The sequence below is a fragment of the Kitasatospora terrestris genome (assembly GCF_039542905.1).
Lineage (GTDB): Bacteria > Actinomycetota > Actinomycetes > Streptomycetales > Streptomycetaceae > Kitasatospora > Kitasatospora terrestris.
Genome location: NZ_BAABIS010000001.1, coordinates 2,434,081 through 2,445,839 on the forward strand (window position 1 = coordinate 2,434,081; position 11,759 = coordinate 2,445,839).

At 75.3% G+C, this 11,759-nt stretch carries 11 protein-coding genes; 7 read left to right on the forward strand and 4 right to left on the reverse strand.

All coding sequences use genetic code 11. The annotated features are described in order from the left end of the window. Positions 1-176: 176 nt before the first annotated feature. Positions 177-1,361, forward strand: coding sequence for a quinolinate synthase NadA (gene nadA, locus ABEB06_RS11235; protein WP_345696689.1), 1,185 nt, complete (start codon positions 177-179; stop codon positions 1,359-1,361). 67 nt (positions 1,362-1,428) lie between these two features. Here the strand turns inward: nadA and pspAA are convergent, their stop codons facing one another. Both pspAA and ABEB06_RS11245 read right to left on the reverse strand, forming a co-directional pair. Continuing rightward, positions 1,429-1,722: a PspA-associated protein PspAA gene (pspAA, locus tag ABEB06_RS11240; protein WP_345696690.1), complete on the reverse strand. Its 294-nt coding sequence runs from the start codon at positions 1,720-1,722 to the stop codon at positions 1,429-1,431. A gap of 23 nt (positions 1,723-1,745) precedes the next feature. Next, a complete protein-coding gene (locus ABEB06_RS11245) occupies positions 1,746-2,528 on the reverse strand; it encodes a PspA/IM30 family protein (RefSeq protein WP_345696691.1) in 783 nt (260 codons plus the stop codon). A gap of 323 nt (positions 2,529-2,851) precedes the next feature. Between ABEB06_RS11245 and ABEB06_RS11250 the strand changes: the two genes are divergently transcribed. Then, positions 2,852-3,406 carry a DUF3043 domain-containing protein gene (locus ABEB06_RS11250; RefSeq protein ID WP_345696692.1) on the forward strand — a complete coding sequence of 185 codons (555 nt, stop codon included), beginning with the start codon at positions 2,852-2,854 and terminating at the stop codon, positions 3,404-3,406. Positions 3,407-3,591: 185 nt separating this feature from the next. Then, a complete protein-coding gene (locus ABEB06_RS11255; protein ID WP_345701812.1) occupies positions 3,592-4,302 on the forward strand; it encodes a methyltransferase domain-containing protein in 711 nt (236 codons plus the stop codon). 17 nt (positions 4,303-4,319) lie between these two features. On the opposite strand, the gene ABEB06_RS11260 is transcribed toward ABEB06_RS11255, so the two are convergent. Beyond that, positions 4,320-4,523: a hypothetical protein gene (locus ABEB06_RS11260; protein ID WP_345696693.1), complete on the reverse strand. Its 204-nt coding sequence runs from the start codon at positions 4,521-4,523 to the stop codon at positions 4,320-4,322. A 111-nt stretch (positions 4,524-4,634) separates the two neighbouring features. Here ABEB06_RS11260 and cobU point away from each other — a divergent pair, with 111 nt between their 5' ends. Genes cobU through ABEB06_RS11280 form a run of 4 tightly spaced genes read left to right on the forward strand, consistent with a single transcriptional unit; the run spans position 4,635 to position 8,262 of the window. Then, positions 4,635-5,195 (forward strand): bifunctional adenosylcobinamide kinase/adenosylcobinamide-phosphate guanylyltransferase, encoded by a 561-nt coding sequence (gene cobU, locus ABEB06_RS11265; protein WP_345696694.1) that lies wholly within the window; start codon positions 4,635-4,637, stop codon positions 5,193-5,195. An 11-nt stretch (positions 5,196-5,206) separates the two neighbouring features. Beyond that, positions 5,207-6,325, forward strand: coding sequence for a nicotinate-nucleotide--dimethylbenzimidazole phosphoribosyltransferase (locus ABEB06_RS11270; protein ID WP_345696695.1), 1,119 nt, complete (start codon positions 5,207-5,209; stop codon positions 6,323-6,325). Between the two features lie 8 nt (positions 6,326-6,333). Beyond that, positions 6,334-7,113: an adenosylcobinamide-GDP ribazoletransferase gene (locus ABEB06_RS11275; RefSeq protein ID WP_345696696.1), complete on the forward strand. Its 780-nt coding sequence runs from the start codon at positions 6,334-6,336 to the stop codon at positions 7,111-7,113. A 24-nt stretch (positions 7,114-7,137) separates the two neighbouring features. Further along, the gene (locus ABEB06_RS11280; RefSeq protein WP_345696697.1) at positions 7,138-8,262 is read left to right on the forward strand and encodes an ADP-ribosylglycohydrolase family protein; all 1,125 of its coding nucleotides are present in this window, start codon (positions 7,138-7,140) and stop codon (positions 8,260-8,262) included. Between the two features lie 188 nt (positions 8,263-8,450). On the opposite strand, the gene ABEB06_RS11285 is transcribed toward ABEB06_RS11280, so the two are convergent. Further along, positions 8,451-11,756, reverse strand: a complete 3,306-nt coding sequence (locus tag ABEB06_RS11285) for a hypothetical protein (protein ID WP_345696698.1) — start codon at positions 11,754-11,756, stop codon at positions 8,451-8,453. Between the last annotated feature and the right edge of the window lie 3 nt (positions 11,757-11,759).

Sequence of the window (11,759 nt, forward strand, 5' to 3'; positions counted from 1 at the left end):
CAGCCAAGCCGGAAGACCTGGAATTCTCGCGCGGGAAACATCCAACCCGGTGAGCGGTGCTCGTCACATCGACAGGACGGCCATCGTCACTGTGACGCTAACCGGTTATCATAGATAGCGTCAGATAGACGAGAAGGCTGGTAGACAGTGCCGGCCGCACAGGAGGGCACCCGCCCGTGACCACCACCGTAGAGACCCCCCACGGCGTCGACCCCACCCCGACGCCGCTCGCGCTGCTGCTCCTCGGCCGCGAGGCCGACCCGAACAGCGAGCGCGGCGTCGAGTGCCCCGGCGACCTGCCCGCAGCCTCCGACCCGGACCTGGTCGAGCGCGCCCGCGCCGCCAAGGCCGCGCTCGGCGACCGGGTCTTCATCCTGGGCCACCACTACCAGCGCGACGAGGTCATCGAGTTCGCCGACGTCACCGGCGACTCGTTCAAGCTGGCCCGCGACGCCGCCGCCCGGCCCGAGGCCGAGTACATCGTCTTCTGCGGTGTGCACTTCATGGCGGAGTCCGCCGACATCCTCACCACGGACGCCCAGCAGGTCGTGCTGCCCGACCTGGCGGCCGGCTGCTCGATGGCCGACATGGCCACCGCCGAGCAGGTCGCCGAGTGCTGGGACGTGCTCACCGAGGCCGGGATAGCCGACGTGACCGTGCCGGTGTCGTACATGAACTCCTCCGCCGACATCAAGGCCTTCACCGGCAAGCACGGCGGCACCATCTGCACCTCCTCCAACGCGAAGCGCGCGCTGGAGTGGGCCTTCGAGCAGGGTCAGAAGGTGCTCTTCCTGCCCGACCAGCACCTCGGCCGCAACACCGCCGTGCTGGACCTCGGCCTGTCGCTGGACGACTGCGTCCTCTACAACCCGCACAAGCCGAACGGCGGCCTGACCGCCGAGCAGCTGCGGGACGCGAAGATGATCCTCTGGCGCGGCCACTGCTCGGTGCACGGCCGGTTCTCGCTGGACTCGGTGAACGAGGTCCGCGAGCGGATCCCCGGCGTGACCGTGCTGGTGCACCCCGAGTGCAAGCACGAGGTGGTCACCGCCGCCGACATGGTGGGCTCGACCGAGTACATCATCAAGGCGCTGGACGCCGCCGAGCCCGGCTCCAAGTGGGCCATCGGCACCGAGCTGAACCTGGTCCGCCGGCTGGCCAAGGCGCACCCGGACAAGGAGATCGTCTTCCTGGACCGCACGGTCTGCTTCTGCTCGACCATGAACCGGATCGACCTGCCGCACCTGGTCTGGGCGCTGGAGTCGCTGGTCGAGGGCCGGGTGCCGAACGTGATCACCGTCGACCCGGAGACCGAGAAGTACGCCAAGGCCGCGCTGGACCGGATGCTGGCCCTGCCGTAGCCCCCGGGAACACCGGAAGGGCGGGCCCCCGCGGGGGCCCGCCCTTCCTGCTGCTACGAGAAACCGGTCACCCGGGGAGACCCGGGATCAGGCCGTCGCCCTCGTCCCTGAGCATCGCCTTGACCTCGTCGACGGTCGCCTCCGCGTCCGGGAGGATCAGGTCGGACGGCTCCAGCGAATCGTCCGGCAGCGGGCTGCCGAACTCGCGGACGGCCTCCAGCAGGCTCGCGAGCGCGGCCCGGAAGGCCTGCTCGTCGCCCGACTCCACGGCGGTGAGCAGCTCGTCGTCGAGCTGGTTCAGCCGGTTGAGGTGGCCCTCGGCGACCTCGAACTGACCCTCACCCATGACCCTCATGATCATGCCGGTGCGTCTCCCTGTTCGGGTTACTTGTTGTAGTTGATCTTCGACTGGTCCTGCTGGCCCTGCTCGATGGCCTGCGGCGCGGACGCCGGGGAGCCACCGGTGAGCTCGGCCTTCATCCGGGCCAGCTCCAGCTCGACGTCGCTGCCGCCGGCCACCCGCTCCAGCTCGGCCTCGATGTCGTCCTTGCGGCCCAGGCCGCTGGCGTCGTCGAGCGCGCCGGAGGCCAGCAGCTCGTCGATCGCACCGGCCCGCGCCTGCATCTGGGCGGTCTTGTCCTCGGCCCGCTGGATCGCCAGGCCGACGTCGCCCATCTCCTCGGAGATGCCGGAGAAGGACTCGGCGATCCGGGTCTGCGCCTGGGCGGCGGTGTAGGTCGCCTTGATGGTCTCCTTCTTGGTGCGGAAGGCGTCCACCTTGGCCTGCAGCCGCTGGGAGGCGAGCGTGAGCTTCTCCTCCTCGGCCTGCAGCGCCTGGTACTGGGTCTCCAGGTCGGTGATCTGCGACTGGAGGTTGGCCTTGCGGGTCAGCGCCTCCCGGGCCAGGTCCTCGCGGCCCAGCGAGAGCGCCTTGCGGCCCTGGTCCTCGTACTTCGCGGACTGCTGCTGGAGCTGGGTCAGCTGGAGCTCGAGGCGCTTGCGCGAGGTGGCCACGTCGGCGACGCCCCTGCGCACCTTCTGCAGCAGTTCCAGCTGCTTCTGGTAGGAGTAGTCGAGCGTTTCGCGCGGGTCCTCCGCCCGGTCCAGGGCCTTGTTCGCCTTGGAGCGGAAGATCAGCCCCATACGCTTCATGATTCCGTCGCTCATGGGCTCCGATAGCCCCCTTCTTCGGGCCTGCGGGTTTGCGTCTCGTAACAGGTCGAGTGTATGCGCGGCGGCCTTCTCGCCGCAGTGCACGAGCCTGCAACAAGACTGCTACAGGGCTGTGCGCCGCGGCATCGTCCGCGAGGTGGAGACGCCCCTGAGACCATGATCCGCCGACCGGTCGGCCACCCGTAGGGGGACGCGCCGGGCCGCCCGGAATGTGATTGATATCGGTTCGGGTCCGAGGACCCGGGGGAAAGCGCCCGGTCAACACGTACGCTGGGGGTGTGTTCCGACGCCGCTCCGAAGATTCCTCCACCGCCGTGATGGCCGTCGAGGACGACAAGAACCTGCCCCGCGACCCGCAGGCCCCGAAGGGCCGGCCCACGCCCAAGCGCAGTGAGGCCGAGGCCAACCGGAAGACCCGGGTCACCGTCCCCAAGGACCGCAAGGAGGCGAACCGCCAGGCCCGCGACCGCATGCGGACCGAGCGCGACAAGCAGCGCCAGGCCCTGCTCGACGGTGACGAGCGCTACCTGCCGGTCCGCGACAAGGGCCAGGTCCGCCGCTTCACCCGCGACTTCATCGACTCCCGCTGGTCGGCCGCCGAGTTCTTCCTGCCGTACGCGGTGGTCGTGCTGGTGCTCTCGATCGTCCGGGTGCCGGTGCTGCAGCTCGCCTCGACGCTGCTCTTCATGCTGTTCTTCGTGGTCGTCGTCCTGGACTTCGTGCGCCTGGGCCTGACCCTGCGCAAGAGCCTCGCCGAGCGCTTCCCGAACGAGAACACCCGCGGCGCCGTCGCCTACGGCCTGATGCGCACCCTGCAGATGCGCCGACTGCGGCTGCCCAAGCCGCAGGTCAAGCGGGGCGAGCGGCCCTGACCGCGGAGGCCGTGCCGCCGTACTGGGCCCATCCGGCCGCACCGGACGGGCCCGGTCGGCATGCGGCCCTCCCCGGGGCGCTGCCCGCGCAGGGCTTCGGCCGGCACGACCGGCTGCCCGCCCGCGGCGTCGCGTACCACAGCGGTGCCGGCGCCTGGCTGGAGCGGCAGGGGGGCCTGCACAACCTGGTCCGCCAGGAGCTGGTCGCCCGGCAGCTCGCCGAGCAGCTCGCCGGACTCACCGGCCTGCGCGTCCTGGACGTCGGCTGCGGCCAGGGCACCCAGGCCGTGCGGCTCGCCCGGGCCGGCCACCTGGTCACCGGGATCGACGCCGACCCCGCGATGCTCGCCGCCGCGCAGACCGCGCTGGCCGCCGAGCCCGAGCCGGTCCGCCGGCGGGTCCAGCTGCTCACCGGCGACGGCCACCAGTGCGGGCGCTGGTTCGGGCCGCGCAGCTTCGACGTGGTGCTCTGCCACGGGGTGCTGATGTACCTCGCCGACCCCGACCCGATGCTCGCCTCGATGGCGCGGATCCTCGCGCCCGGCGGGCTGCTCTCCCTGCTGGTGCGCAACGCCGACGCGCTCGCCATGCGGGCCGGGCTCACCGGCGACTGGCGGGCCTGCGCCGAGGCCTTCGACGCCACCCGCTACACCAACCGCCTCGGCCTGCCCGCCCGCGCCGACCGGCTCGCCGACCTCACCACCACGCTCGGCGAGTTCTCCGTGCCGGTCCGGCACTGGTACGGGGTCCGGGTCTTCACCGACACCACCCCCGACGAGGCCGCGCCCGTCGACGGCCGCCAGCTCGCCCAGCTCCTCGACGCCGAGGAACGGGCCGGGCGGCAGGACCCCTACCGGGCGGTGGCGGCCCTGCTGCACGTCGTCGCCGGGAAGTAGCTCCCCGGCGCCGAGCCCTACTCGGCCTCGTGCAGGCTCATCGGGTAGATCTCCCGCTCGTCCTCCAGCAGGACCACCCGGTCGATGCCCTCGTCCAGCAGGCGCTTCCACTCCTCGCCGATCCACGACTCCGCGTCGCCCTGGCTGGAGAACTCCTCGGCCCCGCCCGCCGGGGTGACCACCGCGCCGTCCGCCGTCTCGTACCGCCACGTCCACACCATGCCCGGCTCCTCCCGCGCTCGCTTCTGCGCCTGTCGCGCTGCGAACAGTAGCGTGCCCGGTGCGGCGGCCCGCATGCCTGCGCTCGCGACCCGTCCGGCAGGATGGCGGGCATGGTGCTTGCTCGGACGTTGATTCTCGGTGGGGCCCGGTCGGGGAAGTCGACCCGGGCCGAGCAGCTGCTGGCGGACCACCAGGACGTGCTGTACGTCGCCACCGGCGGCCTGCGGGACGGCGACGCGGAGTGGGCGCAGCGGGTCCGGCTGCACCGCGAGCGGCGGCCCGGCAGCTGGCGGACCGCGGAGACCTGCGAGCTGGAGGCCGTCCTGGCCGACGCCTCGGACCCGGCGCCGGTGCTGATCGACTGTCTGGCGCTGTGGCTCACCGCCGTGATGGACGAGCACCGGGCCTGGGAGGACGAGGTCTGGTACGGCGGCGGCGAGGCGGCCGTCACGGCGCGCTGCGAGGCGCTGGCGAAGGCCTGGGCCGCCGGCGGGCGCACCGCGGTCGCGGTCAGCAACGAGGTCGGCATGGGCGTCGTCCCCGCGACCGCCGCCGGACGGCGCTTCCGGGACACCCTGGGCCGCCTCAACATGGCGGTCGCCGACGCCTCCGAGAAGGTGCTGCTGGTGGTCGCCGGACAGGTGCTGACCATCAAGTCAACGGACGTATAGGCTGCCTCGCGATGGACACCACCGTGGATCTCGATACCTTCTCCTCCGCCGTCGAGCGGCCCGACGAGGGCGCGCGGCGAGCCGCCGAGGAGCGCTGGCAGCAGCTCGTGGTGCCGGCCGGCGGCCTCGGCAGGCTGCAGGAGCTCGGCGCCTGGCTCGCCTCGGTGCAGGGCGAGGCACCGACCCGGCCGCTGGCCGCCGCCAAGGTGCTGCTGTTCGCCGGTGACCACGGCGTCGCCTCGCTCGGCGTCTCCCGCCTCGACCCGAGGACCGGCACCGCCGACCGGGTGCGCGCCGTCCTCGACGGGACGGCGCCGGTGGCCGTCCTCGCCCGCCGCTACGGCGCCGGCGTGCGGGTCGTCGACATGGCCGTCGACGCCGACCCGGCCGAGTTCCCCGAGGACGTCGTGCGGCACCGGGTGCGGCGCGGCTCCGGGCGGATCGACATCGAGAACGCGCTCACCGAGGCCGAGGCCGTGCAGGCCTTCCGGGCCGGCGTCGCCGTCGCCGACGAGGAGGCCGACGCCGGCACCGACCTGGTGCTGCTCGGCGACCTCGGGGTCGGCTCGACCACCGTCGCCGCCGTGCTGGTCGGCGCGCTGTGCGGCACCGACGCGGCCGCCGTCACCGGGCGCGGCTCCGGGATCGACGACCGGGTGTGGATGGTCAAGTGCGCCACCGTGCGCGACGCGCTGCGCCGCGCACGGCCGGTGCTCGGCGACCAGATCGCCCTGCTGGCCGCCACCGGCGGCGCGGACTTCGCGGCGCTCACCGGCTTCCTGCTGCAGGCGTCGGTGCGCAAGCTCCCCGTGGTGCTGGACGGCGTGGTCACCGCGGCGTGCGCGCTGGTCGCGCAGCGGATCGCGTTCCGGGCCCCCGAGTGGTGGCGGGCCGGCACCGCGAGCGGCGAGCCCGCCCAGCTGAAGGCGTACGACCGGCTGACCCTGACGGCGCTTCAGGAACTCGGCGTCACGATGGGCGAGGGCACCGGCGCGGTGCTCGCGCTGCCGCTGCTCCAGGCCGCCTCCGACACGCTGGCCGAGCCGACGGCCGTGCCGTCCGCGAAGCCGCTCGCCCCCCGCGCGCCGGCGAAGCTGCCGACGGCGGCGGAGCTGCTCGGCCGGTTCTGAGGACCGGGGTGGAGCTCCTCGTTCCCGGCCTGCGGTTCGCCTTCGGCACGCTGTCCGTGCTGCGGGTGCGGGTGGACCGGTGGGACCGGGAGGCCGGCGGCGCGGCGATGGTGGTCGCGCCGGCGGTCGGGGTGGTGCTCGGCGCACTCGCGGCGGGCGCCGGGGCGCTGCTGGCGTGGCGCGGCGGCCCGCCGCTCGGCGCGGTCGGCGCGGTGGCGGTGCTCGCGGCACTGACCCGCGGCCTGCACCTGGACGGGCTGGCGGACGTCGCCGACGGACTGGGCAGCGGCAAGCCCGCCGAGGACGCGTTGCGGATCATGAAGCAGTCGGACATCGGCCCGTTCGGCGTGCTGACGCTGTTGCTGGTCCTGCTCGCCCAGGTCGCGGCACTGGCCGGGGAGTTCGCCGGCTCGCTGCGGCAGGGCGCGCTCGCCGTCCTCACGGCCGCGGTCACGGCGCGCTGCGCGCTCGCCTGGGGCTGCCTGCGGTCGGTCCCCGCGGCGCGGCCCGGCGGGCTGGGCGCGATGGTGGCGTCCACGGTCCGTCCGGCGGCGGCGCTCGGGGTGTCGGCGCTGGGCGCGGCCGCGCTCGGGGCGGCCGCGTGGGCCTCGTCGGCCGAGGGCTGGGCGGCGCTCCGCTACCCGGCGGCGGTGGCGGTCGGACTGGGCGCCGCCTGGCTGCTGCTGCGGCGCTGCGTACGGCGGCTGGACGGGATCACCGGGGACGTGCTCGGTGCGATGGCGGAGACCGCGGCGACCGGGGTGCTGGTCGCACTCGCCGTCAGCTGACGGCCCGGAGGGGAACGGGGAGCCGTGCGGGAACTTTCGTGGGAGGAGCTGGCCGCGTACCGCGCCCGGGTCCGCGGCTGCCTGCTGGGCGGGGCGGTCGGGGACGCGCTCGGCTTCCCCGTCGAAGGGCTGTCGCTGGGCACCATCCGCGCCCGGTACGGGCCGACCGGCGTCACCGGGCCGGTCCAGGACCGCACCGGGCGGACCGGCCTGATCAGCGACGACACCCAGATGACCCTGTTCACCGCCGAGGGCTGGCTGAACGGCTACCGGCGCATCCGGGCCAAGGGCATCAGCGGCGCCGAGGTCGAGCTGGTGAAGGACGCGTACCTGCGCTGGCTGGACACCCAGGACTTCGACGGCCCGCCGCCGCACGACGGCACCCGGCACCGCGGCGGACCGCTGCGCGAGGAGCCGTGGCTGTACGCGCGCAGGGCCCCCGGCCTGGCCTGCCTGTCCGGACTGCGGGAGGGCTGGGCACCGGATCCGCGCAGCGTGATCGACGGCACCCCGGGGCCGGTGAACCCCGGTTCCAAGGGCTGCGGCACGGTGATGCGCTCGGCGCCGTTCGGCTTCACCGGGGGCGAGCCCCGGGCCTCGTTCGAACTCGCCGCCCGGTGCGCCCAGATCACCCACGGCCACCCGACCGGCTACTACGCGGCCGGCGCCTTCGCCGCGATGGTCAGCCACCTGGTCGGCGGGGAGCCGCTCGGCGAAGCGGTGCGGCTCGCCATGGAGCTGCTGGCCGACTACCCCGGACACGAGGAGACCTCCGCCGCCCTGCACCGCGCCGTCGACCTCGCGGCGACCGGCGGACCGGCGACCCCCGGGACGGTGGAGTCGCTGGGCGCGGGCTGGGTCGCCGAGGAGGCGCTCGCCATCGCGGTGTACTGCGCGCTCGCCCGCACCGAGTACTGGAACCACCGGACGCCGATCGAGTCGGCCCTGCTGCTGGCCGTCAACCACTCCGGAGACAGCGACTCCACCGGCTCGATCTGCGGCAACCTGCTCGGCGCCCGGCACGGCGACGGGCTGCTCCCGCCCCACTGGCTCGCCCTCGTCGAGGGGCGGGCCGTGATCGCCGCCCTGGCCGACGACTTCGCGGCCGCCGTCCACCCGGGTGAACGGCGGCCCTGGGAGTACGACTAGGCCGCCGCCCTCCCCCGGGCCGACGGCCACCTCCCGGCCGGGGCGGGGGCCGGGAGCGCGTCGACGGTCAACGGGAAGCCTGCGGGGTGCCCCCGGCAGTCACCGTCCCGGCCGGGGGGCGACGCGAGCTCCGCCGCGCGGTGCCCGCCGGCCGAGCGGCCCGCGACCGCTGGTCCGCCGGGGAGCGCTCAGCCGTGGTGCCGGTGCCAGGCGTCGGCCGCGGCCTGCTGGTCGGCGACCGTCGCCACCGCCTCGGGCGGGGCGTCGGCGAAGATCGAGACCGACCGCGGGTGCTCGCCGGGCGCGGTCGGGGCCAGCAGGTGGCCCTCCTCGCCGCCGGAGTCGCGGAGCACGCCGCTGGGCCATACGTCGCGGCGGGCCCCGGCCAGGGCGAGCAGCCAGCCGTGCGCCTCGAGTTGCCGGCGGACGTCCTGCAGGGCGCCGAAGGCGTCGCCCGCCCGGGCCTCGACCCGGCCCCACGGGCCGTCCACCAGGACCGCGTACAGCTCGCGCCGGTCGGCGGCCCGGCCGTCGAACCAGCAGGAGACCCGGCACGGGGCGGTGCCGGCGGCGCTGACCGCGAGGACGCCCGGACGGTCGTGGCGGAGCTCGTAGGAGGTCGCCGCCTGCTCGGCCGGCTCCTCCTGCCGCGGCGCGGGCTCGCCCTGCGGCGCGAGGGCGTCGGCCAGGTCGAGGGCGACGACGCCCTCCGGCAGGGCGGCGAACACCCGCCCGGCCGGGTCGGCCACCAGGGCGTGGGCGGGCAGTCCGAGGCGCAGGTCGAGCACGGCCGGGACGGCGCCCTGTCGGCGCACCCGCAGCAGCCCGTCCGCCCAGCAGGCGGCGACCAGCGCGCCGTCGGGCGTGGTGGCGACGGCCACCGAGGTCACCGGGTGGTCGCGGACGTCGACCGGCTCACCGGGGCCGTCGGGACCGTCGGGACCGTCGGTCCAGGCCAGCACCGCGCCGTCCGCTCCGCCGCTGACGACGGTGACGCGGTCGGCGGTCGCGGTGAGGTCGACCGCGGTGACCGCGCCGCGGTGGATCGGCCGGTCGGGCATCCCGTGCCGCCCGCCGTCCATGGCGTGCCAGGCGACCAGGCCGTCGCCGGTGCCGGCGGCCAGCAGCGGACCGGCGGCACCGACGGAGGTGCTCAGGACGGTGACGCCGCCTTCGAGGTTCCTGGTGGCCCAGTCGACGGCGGTGGTCGGGTCGCCGCCCTTGTCCGCCGGGTAGGGCCAGGTCGCGTTCTTCCCGTTGCGTCCGAGCAGGAAGATCGATCCCTCCTGGCCGCAGGCGTAGGCGAGTTGGCCGTCGGGCATCCGGCTGAGGTCGATCGTCGCGGAGTCCAGACCGGTGCCGGGTTCGACGAACCGGAGCACGCCCGTGCACGCGACGAGCAGGTGGTCGGCGTACGGGCCGTGGCCGCGGACCATCCCGCGGACCTCGGTCCCGCCGCGCGGCTGCTGCGCCGGGAGCGGCCCGTCGAACGGGCCGGACCAGGCGACGCGCCAGCGCTGCCCGGAGACGGCCGCGCAGTACGCGGCGGCCTGCTCGTCGCGGCCGGCCAGCCAGGTGTACAGGGCGGCCGCCCGCTCGGCGGGCGTGGAGGCGGCGGGGCGCACCGGGCCGGCCAGGTGCCAGGCCTGGGCCAGGGCGGTCTGCCCGCCGTCGGCGGGCTGGAGCCGCTCGAAGGCCGCGGTGATCGCGGCCGGGTCGGTGTGGACCAGGAAGGCGGGGTCGGTGAGCAGCTGGTCGCCGGCGCCGGAGTGGACCGCGTGGCGCAGCAGCAGGCCGAGCCAGCCGGGGTCGGTGCTCTCCAGCAGCGGCCGTCCGTCGTCGTCGCGGGGAATGGCGCCCGCGATGTCGCGCAGCAGCGCGGCGTGGTCGACGGGCGGCGCGGCCTGCGCGACCTGCTCGGCGACCCGGTCGGGCCGCAGCCGCCAGCTGCCGGAGTCGTCCGGCGGCAGGTGGGCGGTGGCCGCGTGGACGGCCCGGGCCCCGTCCGAGCCCGGGAGGGCGATCCACTCCTCCGTGGTGACCGGTCGTCCGGCCGCGGCGAGCGCGTGGAGGGCGGGCGGGACGGCCACCGGGAGGCTCGCCCACCAGGCGGCGGCGAGGGCCGCGGCCCGTTCGGCGAGCGGGGCGGCGGGGTCGAGCGGGACGGCGACCGGTGTCCGGTTGGCGAGGTGGGCGAGGGCCGGGCTGGGGTAGACCTGGTCAGCGGCGACCGGGTGGTGGCCCGGCAGCCCGGCGCACCAGGCGGCGAAGCGCTCGGGGTCGGTCCAGTTGGGGTCGTCCAGGTCGAGGACGGCGCAGGCGGGCGCGGCGGCGGCCAGCACGGCGGCGGCCGGGGTGCCGGACGCGGACTCCACCAGGACGCGCAGCCACGGGACCTGGAGCAGCGGGACGAGCAGTTCGGCGGCGATCCGCTCGGGCATGTCCGGCAGCAGGTCGCCGCCGGCCCGGTCCAGGTCGGTGAGGACCAGGGTGCGGGTCACGCCGTCCTGGAGGGCCGCCATCAGGTCGTCGGGGGTGCGGGCGACCAGGCCGAGCCGCTCGGCGAGCAGCCAGGTGGCACTACGGACCGTCAGGCCTTCGGCGGAGAGCGCCGCGTGGACCCGGCGGCCGGCGCGCGGGTTGTCCGGCGGGCAGGCCTCGGCGAGCCAGTCGAGCAGGTGGGTGCGGCCGCTTCCGGAGGAGCCGGCGATCCGGCAGGTGCGCGGCGCCCGCGGGTCCTCCAGCCAGGCGAGCAGGGCCAGTCCGGCCGGGCGGCGGCCGGCGCGCAGCGGCGGCACGGGGGCCGCCTCGCCGGCCGGGGCCGTGCCGTCGGGTGCCTCGCCGCGCGCCGGGTCGTGGCCGCGCGCCGGGTCGTGGCCGTACACCGGGTTGTGCCAGAAGCGCCTGACGGAGCCCCACTCGTTGACCTGCCACGCCCCGGCGACGGCCTCCGGCGGGACGCGGCCGGCCGGGTCGTGGCCCTCGTCCACCTGGTACACCCAGCCGCCCGCCGCGGCGGCGTTCTCGGCGCGCTCGTCGTCGAGCTTCGGGTCCGGGCGCCAGCCGCGCGGCCGCTGCGGCTCCTTGGGCGGCCGGTAGCCCTCCGCGGCGAGCGCCTTCACCTCGGCGAGGGTCCCCACGGCCCGGGTCGCGGGGTCGAGCCGTCCGGAGAGGAAGTCCCCCTCCTCGGCGAGGAGTTCCTCGAGGACCTGGGACGGCAGGACGCCCCGGGCGCGGGCGTCGCGCAGCTTGCGGTCCCAGAACATCATGCCGTTGAACTCGCCGGTGACCAGGTGCCTCTCGAAGTCGGCGGCGCCGTCCTCGTCGCAGATCCAGAGGTAGCCCCGGACCAGCCTGGACTCGCTGACCGCCGCGACGTACTCGACCGGCTTGTCGGTGGAGTCGGCGTACCGGAGCGGCCCGTCACCGACGGGCTTGAATTCGAGGCTCGCCGACAGGCGCTCGTATTCGTAGTCCAGGTTCCTGCCACTCACTCG